The organism is Streptomyces sp. NPDC015127, assembly GCF_043080095.1.
Classification (GTDB): domain Bacteria; phylum Actinomycetota; class Actinomycetes; order Streptomycetales; family Streptomycetaceae; genus Streptomyces.
Map to the genome: position 1 here is coordinate 24,852 of NZ_JBIBVE010000004.1, position 18,823 is coordinate 43,674.

An 18,823-nucleotide genomic window follows, 5' to 3' on the forward strand; every position below is an offset into this window, starting at 1 on the left:
GAAACCGGGGCAAGCCCCGGACCCCGTACCGCGCTTCGCACGGTGTCCTCAAACGCCGGACGGGCTGCAATGCAGCCCCGCCAGCGTTTGAGGCGGTACGGGGTTCGGGGGCGGAGCCCCCGGTTATGGGAAGGGGCGGGGTGGGGGAACACGCCCCGCGCAGCGGACCCCCGCCGCTAGCCCTCACGGGCTACCGCCCGTTGAACGCGTCCTTCAGGCGCGAGAACAGCCCCTGCTGCCCCGGCTGGAACTGACCCGTCGGCCGCTCCTCGCCGCGCAGCTTCGCCAGGTCCCGCAGCAGCCGCTCCTGCTCCGGGTCGAGCTTCGTCGGCGTCGTCACCTCGACGTGGACGATCAGGTCGCCCCGGCCGCCGCCTCGCAGGTGCGTGATGCCGCGCCCGTGCAGCGGGATCGACTGGCCGGACTGGGTACCGGGCCGGATGTCGACCTCCTCCATGCCGTCGAGCGTCTCCAGCGGGCACTTCGTGCCCAGCGCCGCCGCCGTCATGGGGATTGTCACCGTGCAGTGCAGGTCGTCGCCGCGCCGCTGGAAGACCGGGTGGGCGATCTCGTGGATCTCGACGTACAGGTCGCCGGCGGGGCCGCCGCCGGGGCCGACCTCGCCCTCGCCCGCGAGCTGGATACGCGTGCCGTTGTCGACACCGGCGGGGATCTTCACGGTCAGCGTGCGGCGCGAACGGATGCGGCCGTCGCCGGCGCACTCCGGGCACGGGGTCGGCACGACGGTGCCGAAGCCCTGGCACTGCGGGCACGGGCGGGACGTCATGACCTGGCCCAGGAAGGACCGCGTCACCTGCGAGACCTCGCCGCGGCCACGGCACATGTCACAGGTCTGCGCGGAGGTGCCGGGCGCCGCGCCCTCGCCGGAGCACGTCGTGCACACCACGGCCGTGTCGACCTGGATGTCCTTCGTCGTGCCGAAGGCCGCCTCGCTGAGCTCGACCTCCAGGCGGATCATCGCATCCTGGCCGCGCCGCGTCCGCGAACGGGGCCCGCGCTGCGACGCCGTGCCGAAGAAGGCGTCCATGATGTCGGAGAAGTTGCCGAAGCCGCCCGCACCGAAGCCGCCCGCGGCACCGGCGCCGGCCTGGGACAGCGGGTCGCCGCCGAGGTCGTAGACCTGCTTCTTCTGCGGGTCCGAGAGCACCTCGTACGCCGCGTTGATCTCCTTGAAGCGCTCCTGCGTCTTCGGGTCCGGATTCACATCCGGGTGGAGTTCGCGCGCGAGGCGGCGGAAGGCCTTCTTGATCTCGTCCTGCGATGCGTCGCGGCGCACGCCGAGTACGGCGTAGTAGTCCGTGGCCACTTACGACTCCGCCAGGATCTGTCCGACGTAACGTGCCACTGCGCGTACCGCTCCCATCGTTCCGGGGTAGTCCATGCGGGTCGGTCCGACCACGCCGAGTTTGGCGACTGCCTCGCCGCCCGAACCGTAGCCGACCGAGACGACGGACGTGGAGTTGAGTCCCTCGTGGGCATTCTCATGCCCGATCCGCACGGTCACGCCCGATTCCTTGGCCTCGCCGAGCAGCTTGAGCAGCACGACGTGCTCCTCCAGCGCCTCCAGCACCGGCCTGATCGTCAAGGGGAAGTCGTGTCCGAAGCGGGTGAGATTGGCGGTCCCGCCGATCATCAGCCGCTCCTCGGTCTCCTCGACCAGTGTCTCCAGAAGGGTCGCGAGCACCGTGGAGACCGTGCCGCGGTCCTCCGCCTCGAACGAGTCCGGCAGGTCCTGCACCAGCTGCGGCACGTCCGCGAAGCGGCGGCCGACGACGCGGCTGTTGAGCCGGGCCCGCAGGTCGGCCAGCGAGGTCTCGCCGAACGGCGCGGGGCAGTCGACCATCCGCTGCTCGACACGGCCGGTGTCCGTGATCAGCACGAGCATCAGCCGGGCGGGCGCGAGCGACAGCAGCTCCACGTGCCGGACCGTCGAGCGGGTCAGCGAGGGGTACTGGACGACGGCGACCTGCCGGGTCAGCTGTGCGAGCAGTCGGACGGTGCGGCCCACGACGTCGTCGAGGTCGACGGCTCCGTCCAGGAAGTTCTGGATGGCGCGGCGCTCGGGCGACGACAGCGGCTTGACGCCTGCCAGCTTGTCGACGAACAGCCGGTACCCCTTGTCCGTGGGGATACGGCCGGCGCTGGTGTGGGGCTGGGCGATGTAGCCCTCCTCCTCCAGCACGGCCATGTCGTTGCGGACGGTGGCCGGGGAGACGCCGAGCTTGTGGCGCTCGGTCAGCGCCTTGGAGCCGACGGGCTCCTCGGTGCCGACGTAGTCCTGGACGATGGCGCGCAGGACTTCGAGTCTGCGTTCGCTGAGCATCGCGCGCACCTCCAGCTGCCGGTCCTGGTGTGTCCTGGCACTCGATACGGCCGAGTGCCAGCTTCCCCCGGCCAGTGTACGGCGGCGGGGTACGCCCCTAGCAAGGGCGGCCGACCACGCTACCGCGAGACCTGTGCTGGTCGTTGCGGATAGCGTCGCCGTATGGACGTCGCTTGGGAAGACTTCGGGTGGGAACGGCTGGCGGACGGAGTCGGCCGGCGCAGGATGCCGGCCTGGGACGCGACCGTCGGCCTGGTGCTGGGCGAGGACCACGTCCTGCTGTACGACACGGGCGCGACGATCCGCGAGGGCGCCGAGATCCGGTCCCAGGCGCAGGCGCTGGCGGGCGGGCGCCGCGTGACGTACATCGCACTGAGTCACCCGCACTTCGATCATGTCCTGGGCACGGCGGCGTTCGCGGGTGCGGAGATCTACGGGGCGGTCGGCGTGGACGCCCTGCTGAAGAGGGAACGGGACGCGATCCGCGCCGACGCCGTACGGCACGGGGTGCCCGCTGCCTCGGCCGCGGAGGCAGCCGATCTGCTGGTGGTGCCGCACCACCTGGTGAGCGGGGAGTGCACGCTCGACCTGGGCGGCCGCCGGGTCCTGCTGGCCAACGTCGGCCCCGGCCACTCGGGCCACGACCTGGCGCTGTTCGTGCCCGGCGAGCCGGAGGTCGTCTTCTGCGGCGACCTGGTGGAGGAGTCGGGCGAACCGCAGGCGGGCCCGGACGCGATCGGTTCGCGCTGGCCGGCGGCGCTGGACCGCCTGCTCTCGCTCGGCGGCGAGGACGCGCTGTACGTGCCGGGCCACGGCGCGGCGGTGGACGCCGCGTTCGTGCGGACGCAGCGTGACGAGCTCGCGGCGCGCTTCGGCGTGTCGTAGACCGGCCGGTCGTATCGTCATCCGACATGCGCAGTTACAGCCCTGACCTGACCCCGCCCTGGAAGCGGCCGGCACCGGTCCCGGAGGTCCCCGCGGAGCCCGACCTGGTGGTGGAGGAGGTGGCGACCGGCTTCTGCGGTGCGGTGATCCGCTGCGAGGCGGGGACCGTGACGCTGGAGGACCGCTTCGGCAAGCACCGGGTCTTCCCGCTGGAGCCTCGCGGCTTCCTGCTGGAGGGCAAGGTGGTCACGCTGGTCCGCCCGTCCGCACCGCCCCCGGCCCGGCCCGCCCGCACCGCCTCGGGCTCGCTCGCGGTCCCCGGCGCACGCGCCCGGGTCGCCCGCGCCGGCCGCATCTACGTGGAGGGCCGCCACGACGCAGAGCTGGTGGAACGGGTGTGGGGGGACGACCTGCGCATCGAGGGCGTGGTCGTGGAGTACCTGGAGGGAATCGACGATCTCCCGTCGATCGTCGCCGAGTTCGCCCCCGGCCCGGACGCGCGGCTGGGCGTTCTGGTCGACCACCTGGTAGCCGGTTCCAAGGAGTCCCGCATCGCGGCCTCGGTGACGGACCCGCACGTGCTGGTCGTGGGCCATCCGTACATCGACGTGTGGGAGGCGGTGAAGCCGTCGTCGCTGGGCATCGCGGCGTGGCCGAGGATCCCGCACGGCCAGGACTGGAAGACGGGCGTGTGCCGGGCCCTGGGCTGGCCGGACAACACGGGAGCAGCCTGGCAGCACATCCTGTCGCGGGTCCGCTCCTACAAGGACCTGGAACCGGCGCTGCTGGGTCGGGTGGAGGAACTGATCGACTTCGTGACGGAGCCGGGGGCCTGAGCCGGAGGTTCTCCCCACCCCGCCCCTCCCCGAACCGGGGCAAGCCCCGGACCCCGTACCGCGCTCCGCGCGGTGTCCTCAAACGCCGGACAGGCTGGAAAATCCAGCCCCGCCGACCTTTCAGGCGCTGGGGGTCCCCCCACGCCCGCAGGGCGTAGGTGGGGGTACCTCCCACGGCCGCAGGGCGTAGGTGGGGGTACCTCCCACGGCCGCCAGGCCGTAGGGGGAGGGTCCGGGGGCGGAGCCCCCGGTTACGGGAAGGGGGCGGGGTGGGGAAACGGCCCCGCGCAGCGGCCCCCTCAGTCCACCAGGTCCCGCACCACCGCGTCCGCCAGCAGCCGCCCCCGCAGCGTCAGCGCCGCGCGGCCCTCCGCGTACGGGCCGGGCTGCAGGAGCCCCTCGTCGAGGGCCCGGCTCGCGGCGGCGAGGCCCGCCTCCCGCAGCAGCGCCAGAGGCACGCCCTCCCGCAGCCGCAGCTCCAGCAGGACCCGCTCCACCCGGCGGTCCTCGGACGTCAGCACCTCACGGCCCGCCCCCGGCGAGCGGCCCTCCGCCAGCGCCGCCGCGTACGCGCCGGGGTGCTTCACGTTCCACCAGCGCACGCCGCCCACGTGGCTGTGCGCCCCCGGACCCGCGCCCCACCAGTCCGCGCCGCGCCAGTACAGCTCATTGTGCAGGCAGCGGCCGGCCTCGGAGGTGGCCCAGTTGGAGACCTCGTACCACGCGTAGCCCGCGCCCGACAGCACGTCCTCCGCGATCAGGTAGCGGTCGGCGTGCACGTCGTCGTCGGTCATGGGGACCTCGCCGCGCCGGATGCGCCGGGCCAGCTGCGTGCCCTCCTCGACGATCAGCGCGTACGCCGACACATGGTCCGGTCCGGCGCCGACCGCCGCCTCCAGCGATGCCCGCCAGTCGTCGTCGCTCTCGCCCGGCGTGCCGTAGATCAGGTCCAGGTTGACGTGGTCGAAGCCCGCCGCCCGCGCCTCCGCGACGCATGCCTCCGGGCGGCCCGGCGTGTGGGTGCGGTCGAGCACCTTCAGCACGTGTTGTCGTGCGCTCTGCATGCCGAAGGAGATCCGGTTGAAGCCCCCGGCCCGCAGGGCCTCCAGATACTCGGGGCCGACCGACTCCGGGTTCGCCTCCGTGGTGATCTCCGCGTCGTCGGCGAGCCCGAACTCCTCCCGTACCGCGTCCAGCATCCGCACGAGGTCCCCTGCGGCGAGCAGGGTCGGTGTGCCGCCACCGACGAACACCGTCCGCACCGGCCGGGGGTCGTCGCCGAGGACCTTGCGGGCCAGGCGGATCTCGTCGGCCAGCGTGTCGGCGTAGTTGTCACGGGACGCCAGCACGCCGCCGGAGCCGCGCAGCTCGGTCGCCGTGTAGGTGTTGAAGTCGCAGTAGCCGCAGCGCGTCGCGCAGTACGGCACGTGGAGGTAGAAGGCGAGCGGCCGGTCACCCGCGCCGTCGAGGGCGGACGCGGGCAGCGAGCCGTCGTCGGGCACGGGCTCGCCGTCGGGCAGTACGGAAGGCATGCCCCCCATTGTCCGTCACCCGCGGCGTCATCCCGCCTGGAGGACCAGCAGCGCGAGATCGTCCCCGGGCGGCGTCTGCGCGAACGCGTGCACCGCGGCCCTGATCCGTTCCGCCACGCCCTTCGCCGACAGCCCCGCGCATCCGGCGAGGACCGCCGCGAGACCGTCCTCGTCGTCGAACATCCGCGGCCCGGAGCGCCGCTCGGTCACCCCGTCCGTGACGCACAGCAGCGTCTCGCCGGGGGCGAGGTCGAAGGTGCTGCTCTGGTACGCGACGTCGTCGACCACGCCGAGGAGCACCTGCGGCTCGGCGATGACGGTGACCGTGCCGTCGGGGCGCAGCAGCAGGGGCAGGGGGTGGCCGGCGCTCGCGAGGGTGCACCGGGCGCCGCCGCGGCCGTCCGGGGAGGGCACGACCTCGCCGTAGAGCAGGGACAGGAAGCGGGAGTGCTGCCCGTCCGGCAGGCCGGGGCCGTGGCCGCCGGTGACGAGCAGGGCGGCGGCCTCGGCGGCCTCCATGGCGTCGTCGAGGAGCAGGCCGTTGAGCCGGTCGAGCACCTGGCCGACCTGGTAGCCCTCGCGGGCGAGGAGCCGCAGCCAGGGGCGGGCGAGCCCGGTGACGACGGCGGCCTCGGGGCCGCTGCCCTGGACGTCGCCCAGCACGAAGCACCAGCGGCCGCTCGACCCGGCCGGGAAGACGTCGTAGAAGTCGCCGCCCGCGACGCCGTCCCCGCTCGGCTCGTACACCAGGCAGGTGTCGACGCCGGGGATCTGGCCGACCTTGCTGGGCAGCAGCCCGCGCTGGAGGACGCGGCTGATGGTGGCCTGCCGGGTGTACTCCCGGGCGGCGCTGATGGCGAGGGCGACCCGGCGGGTGAAGTCCTCGACGAGCGCGGTCACTTCGTCGGGCAGCCGGGCGGTGTCCTGCTGGGCGACGACGAGCACGCCGAGCCCGCGCCCGCCCGCGGCCAGCCGGTACGCGAGCGCCGCCCCGGTGTCCTCGGCACCGCCCCCGTCCGCGACCGGGTCGCCGTCCTGGCGCGTGCCCGGCCACGGGACGACGACGGGGCCGCCGAATCCGGGGTCGGGCGGCTTGGGCGCCTCCGTGCCGAGGGCCGCCCGCAGCTGCTCCACGGCGGACTCGTCGCGGTGCCAGACACCGGCGAGACGCGGCGCTGCCGCCGTGCGGCCCGCCTCGCGCCGGCCGTGCCAGCCCGTCTCGTCGTCGAGCCAGACGGCGCACCAGTCGGCGAGACGGGGCACGAGCAGCTGTCCGGCGAGGGCGGCGACCATGTTCTCGTCGAGCTGGCCGGCGAGCAGATCCGACGCCTCGGCCAGGAACGAGGCGGCTCCGCCGCGGGCGAGCCAGTCGTGGTCGTCCCGCCCGGGCGCGGGAGCCTCGGCGGCCGCGCCGTCGGCGGGCCGGGGACCGAGCAGCGGTACGGGTTCATCGCCCGGCCGCGGCCGGCTGCTGCGGCCGTCGAGCGGCAGCCGGGCCCATACGGTCTTGACCGCGGCGCGGTAGGTGATGCCCCAGCGTTCGGCGAGGGCGGCCACGAGGTGGAGGCCGCGCCCGTAGTCGGGGGTGCCGGACTGGTCGAAGCCGTGCGGATGGCTGTGGACCGGCCGGTCGGGGTGGTGGTCGGAGACCTCGATGATCAGGGCGGCGGGCTCGTCGGCGGCGTCGTCCGTATCGGGGGCGGGCTGTTCGTACCGGCACACGAGGTCGGCGGCCGTGCCCGCGTGGACGACGGCGTTGGTGACGAGCTCCCCGGCGACGAGCGCGGCGTCGTCCGCGAGCCGCTCGGGGCAGGGAGTGCCGGGCGGGCAGCCGCCGGCCGGGCCGTCGGCGCAGGAGCAGGCGTCGAGCAGCCCGCATCCGGTCCATTCGGCGACGGCCGCGCGGACGAGGCGCCGCGCGGTGCCGGGCGCCAGAAGGCTTCCGGGCAGGCTGACGCGCACCCCGGTGTCACCCGGGCCTGACCACCCGGCGGACATGGGTGCGGGCCGGTTGCCGGTGTCTCGCTGCAACGGAATGGACCCCACGTGCGGCTCCTGGTCGGTGCTGTGTGCGCCGCTCTGACACCGACAGGGTGACAGACCGAGCCCGCCCATAAGCACGGAGTCACCGAACTGGGTTGAGCCGTTTCGTGTATCCGCTGGTCGCGGACGGTGTTGCGAGGATCACGCCGCACGCCTGTGTCGCGGTCGTGCGGCGTATCCCCGCGTCGTCCGGGTCAGGACTCCCGTGACCCGGCGTACATGTCCTCGATCAGGTCCTTGTACTCCCGCTCGACGACCGGGCGCTTCAGCTTGAGGCTGGGTGTCAGCTCGCCGTGCTCGATGTCGAGGTCGCGCGGGAGCAGGCGGAACTTCTTGATGGTCTGCCAGCGCTGCAGGCCCTCGTTGAGCCGCCGCACGTAGCCCTCGATGAGCTGCTCGGCCTGCGGGGAGGCGACGACTTCTGCGTAGGACTTGCCGCCCAGCCCGTTCTCCGCCGCCCAGCCGAGGATGGTGGGCTCGTCGAGGGCGATCAGGGCGGTGCAGAAGTTCCGGTCCGCGCCGTGCACCAGGATGTTGGAGACGAACGGGCACACGGCCTTGAACTGGCCCTCGACCTCGGCCGGTGCGATGTACTTGCCGCCGGAGGTCTTGATCAGGTCCTTCTTGCGGTCGGTGATCCGCAGGTAGCCGTCCGCGGACAGCTCGCCGATGTCGCCGGTGTGGAACCAGCCGTCGGACTCCAGGACTTCGGCGGTCTTCTCGGGCAGCTTGTGGTAGCCCTCCATGATGCCGGGGCCGCGCAGCAGGATCTCGCCGTCGTCGGCGATGCGCACCTCGCAACCGGGCAGCGGCTTGCCGACCGTGCCCGTGCGGTACGCCTCGCCGGGGTTGACGAAGGATGCGGCGCTGGACTCGGTGAGGCCGTAGCCCTCCAGGATGTGGATGCCCGCGCCGGAGAAGAAGTAGCCGATGTCGGGGGCGAGGGCTGCGGAGCCGGAGACGGCGGCGCGCAGCCGGCCGCCGAACGCCTCGCGGAGCTTGGAGTAGACGAGCGCGTCGGCGACCTTGTGCTTGGCGCCGAGGCCGAAGGGCACCGAGGCGGTGCCGGTGCGGCGGAAGTTGTCCTGGGAGACCTTGGCGTACTCGCGGGCGACCCCGGCGGCCCACTGGAAGATCTTGTACTTGGCGCCGCCGCCCGCGCGGGCCTTGGCCGCGACTCCGTTGTAGACCTTCTCGAAGATGCGGGGCACGGCCGCCATGTAGGTCGGCTGGACGACCGGCAGGTTCTCGATGATCTTGTCGACGCGGCCGTCGACGGCCGTGACGTGCCCGACCTCGATCTGGCCCGAGGTCAGCACCTTGCCGAAGACGTGCGCGAGCGGCAGCCAGAGGTACTGGACGTCGTCCTTGGTGACCAGGCCGGTGGCCGCGATGGCCTTGGCCATGTACGACCAGTTGTCGTGCGGGAGGCGGACGCCCTTCGGGCGGCCGGTGGTGCCCGAGGTGTAGATGAGGGTGGCGAGCTGGTCGGCGGTGATGGCCGCGACCCGCTCCTTGACGGCCTCCGGGTGCTTCTCCAGGTACGCGGCCCCGCGCGTCTCCAGGTCGGCGAGGCTGAGGACCCAGCCCTCCGGATCGCCGGCGTCCGGCTCGACGCCGTCGGTGTCGATGACGACGACGTTTCGCAGCTCGGGCAGCTCGGCCCGGCGCTCACGGGCCTTCGCCAGCTGGGCGGCGTCCTCGGCGATGAGCACCCGGCTCTCGGAGTCGGCGAGGATGTACGCCGACTCCTCGGCGTTGGTCGACGGGTACACCGTGGTGGTGGCGCCGCCCGCACACATCACGCCGAGGTCGGCGAGGATCCACTCGACCCGGGTGGAGGAGGCGAGGGCGACCCGGTCCTCGGGCCTGACCCCGAGGTCGATCAGGCCGGCCGCGATGGCGTAGACCCGCTCGGCGGCCTGGCCCCAGCTCAGGGACTTCCAGTCGTCGGGCCCCGTTCCCGAGGCAGGGGGCACCGGGTAGCGGTAGGCCTCGCCGTTCGGCGTGGCCGCCACGCGCTCGGTGAAGAGGGTCGCCACCGATGGCGGTCGGTTCTCGATCTGGGTCTGGGTTTCGCTCACGACGTCCTCCGGGCCTGCGGCAACATGCACGACTGGCTGGTTGTTTAACTGGCGAGTAACCATCGAGCCGTGATCAGAGTAGAGGGCACATGGGCGGCGCGTAAGAGCCTGCGGGCTGCCGCTTCATAACGAACGGAGCGCAGGTCCGCTCTCCGGAGCAACAGGTCGATGCTCCCTACATGTAACGATTCGCACCTCTTCGAATGACCGAAAAGCGCCCGTCCTGAGCCGGACGGGCGCTTTTCGGTACGGGTACGAGCGGGGCAGAGCCGCCGCGACTACTTCTTGCTCTTGCCGCCCTCGTCGCTGGACAGCACCGCGATGAAGGCCTCCTGCGGGACCTCCACGGAGCCGACCATCTTCATGCGCTTCTTGCCTTCCTTCTGCTTCTCCAGCAGCTTCCGCTTACGGGAGATGTCACCGCCGTAGCACTTGGCGAGAACGTCCTTGCGGATGGCGCGGATGGTCTCGCGGGCGATGACGCGCGAGCCGATGGCCGCCTGGATCGGCACCTCGAACGCCTGCCGCGGAATGAGCTCGCGCAGCTTGGCGACCAGCCGCACACCGTAGGCGTAGGCCGCGTCCTTGTGGGTGATGGCGGAGAAGGCGTCGACCTTGTCGCCGTGCAGCAGGATGTCGACCTTGACCAGGCTGGAGGCCTGCTCGCCCGTGGGCTCGTAGTCGAGGGAGGCGTAACCGCGCGTCTTGGACTTCAGCTGGTCGAAGAAGTCGAAGACGATCTCGGCCAGGGGCAGGGTGTATCGGATCTCGACCCGGTCCTCGGAGAGGTAGTCCATGCCGAGCAGGGTGCCGCGGCGGGTCTGGCACAACTCCATGATCGAGCCGATGAACTCGCTGGGCGCGAGGATCGTGGCCCGCACGACCGGCTCGTGCACCTCGCTGATCTTGCCCTCGGGGAACTCGCTCGGGTTCGTCACCGTGTGCTCGGTGCCGTCCTCCATGGTCACGCGGTAGACCACGTTCGGAGCGGTGGCGATCAGGTCGAGACCGAACTCGCGCTCCAGCCGCTCCCGGATGACATCGAGGTGCAGCAGGCCGAGGAAGCCGACACGGAAGCCGAAGCCGAGGGCCGCGGAGGTCTCGGGCTCGTAGACCAGCGCCGCGTCGTTGAGCTGGAGCTTGTCGAGCGCGTCACGCAGCTCGGGGTAGTCCGAGCCGTCCAGCGGATACAGCCCGGAGAAGACCATGGGCTTGGGGTCCTTGTAGCCGCCGAGGGCCTCGGTGGCGCCCTTGTGCAGGGTCGTGATGGTGTCACCGACCTTGGACTGGCGGACGTCCTTCACACCGGTGATCAGGTAACCCACCTCGCCGACGCCGAGGCCGTCGGCGGGCAGCATCTCCGGGGAGTTGGTGCCGATCTCCAGCAGCTCGTGCGTCGCGCCGGTCGACATCATCCGGATGCGCTCGCGCTTGTTGAGCTGGCCGTCGATGACGCGGACGTACGTCACGACACCGCGGTACGAGTCGTAGACCGAGTCGAAGATCATCGCGCGGGCGGGGGCATCGGCGACACCGACCGGGGCCGGCACCTCGCGGACCACCCGGTCGAGCAGCGCCTCGACACCGAGACCGGTCTTGGCGGACACCCTGAGCACGTCGTCCGGGTCGCAGCCGACCAGGTTCGCCAGCTCCTCGGCGAACTTCTCCGGCTGCGCGGCCGGCAGGTCGATCTTGTTGAGGACCGGGACGATGGTGAGGTCGTTCTCCATCGCCAGGTAGAGGTTGGCGAGGGTCTGGGCCTCGATGCCCTGCGCGGCGTCGACCAGGAGGATCGTGCCCTCGCAGGCGGCCAGGGACCGGGAGACCTCGTAGGTGAAGTCGACGTGCCCAGGCGTGTCGATCATGTTGAGGATGTGGGTCCTGCCCTGGTCCTCGCCCTCGGTGGGCGCCCACGGCAGACGGACCGCCTGGGACTTGATCGTGATGCCGCGCTCGCGCTCGATGTCCATACGGTCGAGGTACTGAGCACGCATCTGCCGCTGCTCGACCACGCCGGTCAGCTGGAGCATCCGGTCGGCAAGCGTCGACTTGCCGTGGTCGATGTGCGCGATGATGCAGAAATTGCGGATCAGCGCCGGGTCGGTACGGCTCGGCTCGGGCACGTGGGTAGGAGTCGCGGGCACGCAGGGTCCTGATTCTTTGGCAGACGCCGGGTCGGTGAGCTCGGGTCCGTGTCGGATCGATACGTAGGCTCCATGGTCCCACGCGTGAGGGACTGTGCCCGGTTTGGGCCACCCGTGGGGCGACTGGTAGCCTGAGCAGCTGTGTCTCGTGCCCTCTCAGTTCGGGACACGAAGTGGAAGATCATCGAACTCCCCCTACGCCCCATGGGCGTGGGTGAACCCCAGAAAAGGGCTTTTCGTGGCGAACATCAAGTCCCAGATCAAGCGGAACAAGACGAACGAGAAGGCGCGCCTGCGCAACAAGGCCGTCAAGTCGTCGCTCAAGACCGCGATCCGCAAGGCCCGTGAGGCTGTCGCCGCCGGCGACGCCGAGAAGGCGACCGTGGCCGTCCGCGAGGCGTCCCGCAAGCTGGACAAGGCCGTCTCCAAGGGCGTCATCCACAAGAACGCCGCCGCCAACAAGAAGTCGGCGCTGGCTGCCAAGGTTGGCTCCCTCCAGGGCTGAGCATGTGACTGATCGCCGCTAGGGATCAAGCGGGCCCTCTCAACCGCTCCCGACCGGCACCCCTCGCGCCGCACGCGGCCTGCGTTCGCCACGCGGGTGCGGCGCACCAATCGTGAAGCCAAGGCCCCGCCCGGCCCTTCCCCAGGACCGGACGGGGCCTTTGCCATGCCCGGGGCGCGGGGGGTGGGGTGTGCTGGGGATGGGGTGGGTGGGCCAGCCCGGATGGGGGCGGGGCCCGGTGGTTGTTCGCCATGCCCGGGTTCAGGGGGCGGGGGTGCGGTGGGGTGGGCGGGGCCCGGTGGCGGGAGCACGCGGGCGGGGGGACTGCTCCGGAATGGGACCCGCCAGTGGTGCTGGGAGCACGCGGGCGGGGGGACTGCTCCGGGATGGGGCCCGCCAGTGGTGCTGGGACGCGCCGGCGGTACGGGCGGGGCCGTGGGGCACGGGCCCCGAGGGCTAGGCGCGGCGGAGGCGGGCCGCTCGGGCGATCGTGACGACCGCCTTCTCCAGGGCGTACTCCGCGTCGTCCCCGCCGCCCTTCACCCCCGCGTCCGCCTCGGCGATCGCCCGCAGGGCCATCGCGACGCCGTCCGGGGTCCAGCCGCGCATCTGCTGGCGGACCCTGTCGATCTTCCAGGGCGGCATGCCCAGCTCGCGCGCGAGGTCGGCCGGCCGGCCGCCCCGCGCGGAGGACAGCTTCCCGATCGCCCGCACGCCCTGCGCCAGCGCGCTCGTGATCAGCACGGGCGCGACACCGGTCGACAGCGACCAGCGCAGCGCCTCCAGTGCCTCTGCCGCCCGGCCCTCGACGGCCCGGTCGGCGACGTTGAAACTCGACGCCTCGGCGCGGCCGGTGTAGTAGCGCCCGACGATCGCCTCGTCGATCGTGCCCTCGACATCGGCGGTCAGCTGGGACACCGCGCTCGCCAGCTCCCGCAGGTCACTGCCGACGGCGTCGACCAGGGCCTGGCACGCCTCGGGCGTCGCGGACCGCCCCAGCGCCCGGAACTCCGAGCGCACGAAGGTGAGCCGCTCGGCCGGCTTGGTCGTCTTGGGGCAGGCGACCTCGCGCGCACCCGACTTCCGTGCCGCGTCGAGCAGTCCCTTGCCCTTCGCACCGCCTGGGTGCAGGAGCACGAGCGTGATCTCCTCCACGGGGGCGCCGAGGTACGCCTTGACGTCCTTGATCGTGTCCGCCGACAGATCCTGCGCGTTGCGCACGATCACGACCTTGCGCTCAGCGAACAGCGAGGGGCTCGTCAGCTCGGCGAGGGTGCCGGGCTGCAGCTGGTCGGCGGTGAGGTCGCGTACATCTGTGTCGGCGTCGGCGGCCCGCGCCGCGGCCACCACCTGCTGCACCGCGCGGTCGAGGAGCAGGTCCTCCTGGCCCACGGCGAGAGTGACGGGGGCGAGCGGGTCGTCGGTCGAATTCTTCCTGGCCATTGCGGTCAAGCATCCCACGGGCCACTGACACCCTGCGGCGCGTCCCGCGGCGTAGCGGAGAATGGGCCGGTGAGCGAACGACATGTACTGGTGCTGCCCGACCGCGATGCCGCCGAGGAAGCGGCCGAGGAGCTGGCCGAACGCTTCGGCGTCAGGGACGAACCGCAGCTGGTGCGGGACGCGCTGGCCGGCGAGGACGACGCCGAGGACGCCCAGTGGCTCGTCGTGGTGGAGGATCCCGAGGGGCGCCTGGACGCGAGCGCTCTCGACGAGTTCGCCGCCGCGTACGAGGGCTGGCTGGAGGCGCCGTAGTCCGCGTCCCGGTCGCAGCTGCGCCCGCGACGCCGCGTCAGCCGGTCGCCGGATCAGGCGGGAGCCGGTCGAGCACCAGCCCGAAGTGCTCCTCGTACGCGGCCAGTACCGCGGCGTCCCCGGAGAGCCTTCGCTCCTGCCGCTCACCGTGCTCGGTGACCACCAGCTTGCGTCCGCTCAGGGTGATCCGCCCTTCGGGGGTCAGCCGGGAGCAGACGAGGGAGCGAGTGAAGTGCGAGGCGGGCGATGTCCGGTGGTACCAGGCCCCCGCCTCGAAGTCGGTGAGGTCACGCGGCCGGGTGTCGATCCGGAACTGTCGCTTGCCGTCCCGCATCAGGTCGAGGTCCCCGTACTGCCCACCGGCCACGATCCGGAACACACCGGCCGGGTCCTTCTGGTCCTCCCTGTCGTCGAGCGCGAGCGGATGGTGGCTGTGGTCCCCGAAGCCGACGTCGGCCAGCCACGGCCCGGTGCCGTCCTCCGTCTCCACGCGCAGCGTGAGGTGGTCGTACGGAATGCCCAGCCGCCCGCCGTCCCCGAAGACCCTCGCCTGGTACAGCGTCACTGTGAAGCCGAGAGCCCGCAGCAACGCGGCGAACGCACCGTTCAGTTCGTAGCAGAAACCACCCCGCCGGGCGTCCACGATCTTGGCGACGAGCGGCTCGTCTTCCAGGACGATGTCCTCGCCTCGGTGAACCGACAGATTCTCGAACGGCACGGTGCGCAGATGCCTCAGCTGGAGCTCACGCAGTGCCGCCGCGTCGGCCCGCACCGGGCGACGGGCACCGATCCGGCGCAGGTACGCGTCGACCGTCTGCGGCGAGAGTACGTGCCGCGGCTGCTGCCGCTCCTGTCGTGGTGTTCCCATGCCAGGCAGTCTGGTCGTTCGCGCGCCTCCACGCCATGCACCGTTGGTCTGGGGTCCGGCGCGGCCAGTCCCCGGCCTTCCGGTGGAACGCATCGGTCCGGGGACCTATGTCCGCAGGAGGCCCGCGTGTCCCCCAAAGCCCCGGCGTGCCGGCCCAGGCCGAGGGCGGGCAGGGCCGGCGCGGACCGGTTCCCCGGCTAAGGCCCCGCAGGAGCAGCGCGGGCCTTCGGGGCCGTCCGAGGACCCCGCAGGACCGGCTGGGCCGGTTCCTCCGCCTAGGGCTGCGCAGGGCCCGCGCGGGTCGTGACCCGCAGCCGTGGTCCCGCTCCCGCCACCGCGATCGCGCCGTCCCGGTCCGTGCGCAGCACCATCGCCCCCTGAGCCCGCAGCAACCCGACGGTCCTCGGTGCCGGGTGGCCGTACGGGTTGTCGCGGCCGCAGCTGATGAGCGCCAGTCTCGGTCGGACCCCGGCGAGCAGTGCGGGGTGCTGGTACGCCGAGCCGTGATGAGCCACTTTGAGCACGTCCACCGGCGGCAGCCCGGGATGCGCCCGTCGCAGTGCCTGCTGGGCGGGCGGTTCGAGGTCGCCGAGGAGCAGGAGTGACAGACCTCCGGCCGCGCGGACCAGCAGGGCGACGCTGGCGTCGTTAGGTCCCTCCGGCCTCATGCCCGCCCGGGCGTCCGGCCACAGCACCTGCCAGTCGATGCCGCCGGTACGGCGACGCTCCCCCGGTGCCGCGCGCACGACCGGAATCCCGGCCGCCGCGGCGATGCGCCGCACGAACTCCGCCTGCCCGGCCGGTTCCTCGAGCGTGGTCGTCTGAATGACCCCGACGCTCCTTCCTCTGAGCGCGCCGGGCAGCCCGGCGACGTGGTCGGCATGGAAGTGGGTGATCAGGAGCAGCGGGATTCTCGTCACGCCGAGCTCCCGCAGGCAGCGGTCCGCCAGCTCCGGGTCGGGTCCGGCGTCCACGACCACGGCCGTTCCGCTCCCGGCCGCGAGGACGCCGGCGTCCCCCTGCCCCACGTCGCACATCACGTAGTCCCACTGCCCCGGCGGCCAGCCGCTGATGACCCCGGTGAGGGGCGGCGGGCGCAGCACGACGAGGAGCAGCAGGAGCGCGCACAACGCGCCGGCCAGCGGATGGCGTGGCAACCGCCGGACCAGGAGCACGACGACCACCGTGACCGCCGCCAGCAGCAGCCCGCCGGTCCAGCCGCCCGGCCACCCCGCGTCGGCGCCGGGCAGTGCCGCGCCGGTCCGCGCGACGGAGGCGATCCAGCCGGCCGGCCACCCCGCGCAGAGAGCAAGCACCTCCGCCACGGGTATGGCGACCGGTGCCGCCGCCAGAGCGGCGAAGCCGAGGATCGTGGCAGGCGCGACGGCGACTTCGGCAATGAGGTTGCAGGGGATCGCGACCAGGCTGACCCGTGCGGCGAAGACAGCCACCACGGGGCCGCACACGGCCTGTGCCGCGGCGGCCGCGGCCAGGGCCTCGGCAAGCCGCCGGGGCACGCGCCGCCGCTGGAGAGCCGCGCTCCACCCGGGCGCGACGGTGAGCAGCGCCCCCGTCGCGAGCACGGAGAGCAGAAAGCCGTAACTGCGCGCCAGCCATGGGTCGTACAGCACGAGCAGCAGCACGGCGGCGGCGAGTGCCGGGACCAGCGATCTCCGGCGGCCTGTCCCGATGGCGAGCAGGGTGACGAACCCGCAGGCAGCCGCCCGCAGCACGCTCGGCTCCGGCCGGCACACCACGACGAAGGCCAGGGTGAGCGCGCCGCCGAGCACGGCCGTGCCGCGCAGGGTGATGCCCAAGCGGGGTGCGAGGCCGCCCCGTTCGGCGAGCAGCGCCCTGCCCGGTGGACCGACCAGCAGGATGAGGACGATGGTGAGGTTGCTCCCCGACACGGCCAGCAGATGTGTCAGGTCCGTCGCCTCGAACGCCTCGTGAAGGTCTTCCGGCACGCGGGAGGTGTCGCCGACGACCAGGCCGGGCAGCAGCGCCCGGGCGTCCGGCGGAAGATCGTCGGTGGCTTCGCGCAGCCCGACGCGCAGGTCCCCCGCCATCCGCTGAAGGGCGGTCGGCGGTCCGGTGATGCGCGGTGGCCCGGAGCCTTCGGCGCGCAGCACGGCGGCGATGCGGTCATCCGGCCGGAGCGGCGGTGCGAGCCGGCCGGCGAGCCGCAGCCGGGTGGAGGGCAGCAGCCTTCGCCACTCCGCGACCGCGCCGCCGGCGGGCACCATCACCAGGACCGGCGTGCGCGTGCCGGTGGTGACGCCACCCGGCCCGGACACCCGCGTGGCCTCGGCGTGCAGCACGGTCGCTCCTGGTGCCACCCGGTTGCCGACGACCTTGGGGCGCACGGGTCTCGGGTCCGAGGTGACCGTCAACTCCACTGTCACGTGGGCATGCTGACGGGCGAGCCCGGGCAGTGGTCCCCTGCGCAGATCGGCGCTGTGCAGTCCCGCGGCGGCCGCCCCGGCGGCGGCGCACAGCAGCACGCCGACGACGGCGGTGGCATTGAGCCGCAAGCGCGATCCCTCCCCGTCGAGCCCCAGGCGCGAGCCGCCCGGGTCGAGCGCCAGGCGCGAGCCGCCTTCCCCGGAGCCGTACGACGACCAGCGCGCTCGGGCCCTCCGCCGCCGGTGTGCGACCAGCACGAGCGGGATCGTGCCGGCTGCCACGAGGCATGCGGCCACACCCGTCGCCGTCCACCGCCCCGGAGCGGCGACAGCGAGCGCCGCGGCTCCCCAGGCCGCCAGGGCGGGCGGGACGAGGCGGAGGTCGGCGGGTCCTTCCTGACGGGGGTCCGCCGCGCCCAGTCGGCTCCCCGATGCGGCGTGGACGGTCGCCCGAGTCATGGCCGCACCCTGTTCTGCAGGTCCCCGAAGCGCCGGTCGCCGATTCCATTGACCTCCCGCAGTTCGTCGACCGAGCGGAAGCCTCCGTTCCTGGTGCGGTGGTCGATGATGTGCTGGGCCAGGACCGGGCCGACGCCCGGCAGCGTCTCCAACTGCTCGACGGTGGCCGTGTTGAGGCTGATCGGTCCGGTGCCGGGCCCTGCGGCCCCCTGGACTGTCGCGCCGGACGGACCTGCCCCGGTGACGGACGGCGGCGCGCCGACCACCACCTGCTCGCCGTCCATCAACACCCGTGCCCGGTTGAGGCCCGTCAGGTCTGTCCCCGCCGTCACTCCCCCCGCCGCCTCCAACGCGTCGGCCACTCGTGACCCGGCGGGCAGACGCAGCACTCCCGGCTGCCGGACCTTGCCGCTCACGTCCACGACGATCCGGGCGGACTGCCGGGCGGCGGGCGGCAGCGCACCAGGCGTCGGCTCAGGTTCCGCCAGGGCGTCGGACGGCGGCGGCGCGGCGCCCTCCTGGACCACCTCGGGAGCCCGCACGGCCTGCGGCCGCCCTGCCCAGAAGTGCTGTCCGGCGAAGACCGCGGCGGCCACGAGGACGACGGCGAGTGCGGCGAGCGTCCTCGGTTCGAGCCCGCACCTGAGCTGCACCCACATGGGCAACCGCTCCCTCAGGGCGAGCCGCCGCCACTGCGCTGTGCGGGGCGGCCCCAGCGCTGGGCCGGCGACGTCGGCAATGTGTGCGGCCCGGCCTGCGTGCCCGCCCCCGTCCGCGGCGGCGTCCGCGCCCCGGCCGGGTCGTCCGCTGCCGCGGCCCGGAGCGCGCAGCTCCGCCGCGGCGGCCTGGGCCGCGCCGGAGCCCGGCCGATACGCCGGGGTGCCAGGGCTCTCGGACGGCTCATGCCTCGCCGGGGTGCGAGGACCGGCCTGGGTGTCAGCGACCGTCGGGACAGTACGCGCC

General features: G+C 72.9%; 14 protein-coding genes. 4 read left to right on the forward strand and 10 right to left on the reverse strand.

Annotated elements, in window-relative coordinates:
* Positions 1-190: 190 nt before the first annotated feature.
* Together dnaJ and hrcA are read right to left on the reverse strand one after the other, a co-directional pair.
* Complete coding sequence (dnaJ, locus tag ACF08N_RS09095; RefSeq protein ID WP_392323950.1) at positions 191-1,327, reverse strand: molecular chaperone DnaJ; 1,137 nt, start codon at positions 1,325-1,327, stop codon at positions 191-193.
* Positions 1,328-2,344, reverse strand: coding sequence for a heat-inducible transcriptional repressor HrcA (hrcA, locus tag ACF08N_RS09100; protein ID WP_392323951.1), 1,017 nt, complete (start codon positions 2,342-2,344; stop codon positions 1,328-1,330).
* Between the two features lie 162 nt (positions 2,345-2,506).
* On the opposite strand from hrcA, the gene ACF08N_RS09105 reads away from it, so the two are divergent.
* Both ACF08N_RS09105 and ACF08N_RS09110 read left to right on the forward strand, forming a co-directional pair.
* On the forward strand, positions 2,507-3,229 hold the full coding sequence (locus tag ACF08N_RS09105; protein ID WP_392323952.1) for an MBL fold metallo-hydrolase: 723 nt from the start codon (positions 2,507-2,509) through the stop codon (positions 3,227-3,229).
* A 26-nt stretch (positions 3,230-3,255) separates the two neighbouring features.
* Positions 3,256-4,065, forward strand: coding sequence for a DUF3097 domain-containing protein (locus tag ACF08N_RS09110; protein ID WP_392323953.1), 810 nt, complete (start codon positions 3,256-3,258; stop codon positions 4,063-4,065).
* 299 nt (positions 4,066-4,364) lie between these two features.
* Here ACF08N_RS09110 and hemW read toward each other — a convergent pair whose 3' ends face one another.
* From hemW to lepA, 4 genes are all read right to left on the reverse strand, one after another.
* On the reverse strand, positions 4,365-5,597 hold the full coding sequence (hemW, locus tag ACF08N_RS09115; protein ID WP_392323954.1) for a radical SAM family heme chaperone HemW: 1,233 nt from the start codon (positions 5,595-5,597) through the stop codon (positions 4,365-4,367).
* 27 nt (positions 5,598-5,624) lie between these two features.
* Complete coding sequence (locus ACF08N_RS09120) at positions 5,625-7,628, reverse strand: SpoIIE family protein phosphatase (protein ID WP_392324319.1); 2,004 nt, start codon at positions 7,626-7,628, stop codon at positions 5,625-5,627.
* Positions 7,629-7,834: 206 nt separating this feature from the next.
* Positions 7,835-9,724 (reverse strand): AMP-dependent synthetase/ligase, encoded by a 1,890-nt coding sequence (locus ACF08N_RS09125; protein ID WP_392323955.1) that lies wholly within the window; start codon positions 9,722-9,724, stop codon positions 7,835-7,837.
* 278 nt (positions 9,725-10,002) lie between these two features.
* Positions 10,003-11,868 carry a translation elongation factor 4 gene (gene lepA / locus ACF08N_RS09130; RefSeq protein ID WP_392323956.1) on the reverse strand — a complete coding sequence of 622 codons (1,866 nt, stop codon included), beginning with the start codon at positions 11,866-11,868 and terminating at the stop codon, positions 10,003-10,005.
* 238 nt (positions 11,869-12,106) lie between these two features.
* On the opposite strand from lepA, the gene rpsT reads away from it, so the two are divergent.
* On the forward strand, positions 12,107-12,373 hold the full coding sequence (gene rpsT, locus ACF08N_RS09135; RefSeq protein ID WP_392323957.1) for a 30S ribosomal protein S20: 267 nt from the start codon (positions 12,107-12,109) through the stop codon (positions 12,371-12,373).
* 456 nt (positions 12,374-12,829) lie between these two features.
* On the opposite strand, the gene holA is transcribed toward rpsT, so the two are convergent.
* Positions 12,830-13,816, reverse strand: coding sequence for a DNA polymerase III subunit delta (gene holA / locus ACF08N_RS09140; protein ID WP_392323958.1), 987 nt, complete (start codon positions 13,814-13,816; stop codon positions 12,830-12,832).
* Between the two features lie 69 nt (positions 13,817-13,885).
* Between holA and ACF08N_RS09145 the strand changes: the two genes are divergently transcribed.
* Positions 13,886-14,128 carry a hypothetical protein gene (locus ACF08N_RS09145; protein ID WP_392323959.1) on the forward strand — a complete coding sequence of 81 codons (243 nt, stop codon included), beginning with the start codon at positions 13,886-13,888 and terminating at the stop codon, positions 14,126-14,128.
* A gap of 37 nt (positions 14,129-14,165) precedes the next feature.
* Here ACF08N_RS09145 and ACF08N_RS09150 read toward each other — a convergent pair whose 3' ends face one another.
* The 3 genes from ACF08N_RS09150 to ACF08N_RS09160 all read right to left on the reverse strand — a co-directional run bounded on the left by ACF08N_RS09150 (position 14,166) and on the right by ACF08N_RS09160 (position 18,519).
* Positions 14,166-14,996 (reverse strand): arylamine N-acetyltransferase, encoded by an 831-nt coding sequence (locus ACF08N_RS09150; RefSeq protein ID WP_392323960.1) that lies wholly within the window; start codon positions 14,994-14,996, stop codon positions 14,166-14,168.
* 275 nt (positions 14,997-15,271) lie between these two features.
* Positions 15,272-17,860 (reverse strand): ComEC/Rec2 family competence protein, encoded by a 2,589-nt coding sequence (locus tag ACF08N_RS09155; protein ID WP_392323961.1) that lies wholly within the window; start codon positions 17,858-17,860, stop codon positions 15,272-15,274.
* The gene (locus ACF08N_RS09160) at positions 17,857-18,519 is read right to left on the reverse strand and encodes a helix-hairpin-helix domain-containing protein (RefSeq protein ID WP_392323962.1); all 663 of its coding nucleotides are present in this window, start codon (positions 18,517-18,519) and stop codon (positions 17,857-17,859) included. Before ACF08N_RS09160 ends, ACF08N_RS09155 begins: the two co-directional genes overlap by 4 nt.
* Between the last annotated feature and the right edge of the window lie 304 nt (positions 18,520-18,823).

What these genes read in the sequence shown, in the direction of transcription:
- ACF08N_RS09110 (WP_392323953.1), top strand. Translation starts at nt 3,256, where the DNA reads ATGCGCAGTTACAGCCCTGACCTGACCCCGCCCTGGAAGCGGCCGGCA.
- ACF08N_RS09105 (WP_392323952.1), top strand. Translation starts at nt 2,507, where the DNA reads ATGGACGTCGCTTGGGAAGACTTCGGGTGGGAACGGCTGGCGGACGGA.
- ACF08N_RS09160 (WP_392323962.1), bottom strand. Translation starts at nt 18,519, where the DNA reads ATGTGGGTGCAGCTCAGGTGCGGGCTCGAACCGAGGACGCTCGCCGCA.
- hemW (WP_392323954.1), bottom strand. Translation starts at nt 5,597, where the DNA reads ATGCCTTCCGTACTGCCCGACGGCGAGCCCGTGCCCGACGACGGCTCG.
- hrcA (WP_392323951.1), bottom strand. Translation starts at nt 2,344, where the DNA reads ATGCTCAGCGAACGCAGACTCGAAGTCCTGCGCGCCATCGTCCAGGAC.
- ACF08N_RS09155 (WP_392323961.1), bottom strand. Translation starts at nt 17,860, where the DNA reads ATGACTCGGGCGACCGTCCACGCCGCATCGGGGAGCCGACTGGGCGCG.
- holA (WP_392323958.1), bottom strand. Translation starts at nt 13,816, where the DNA reads ATGGCCAGGAAGAATTCGACCGACGACCCGCTCGCCCCCGTCACTCTC.
- ACF08N_RS09150 (WP_392323960.1), bottom strand. Translation starts at nt 14,996, where the DNA reads ATGGGAACACCACGACAGGAGCGGCAGCAGCCGCGGCACGTACTCTCG.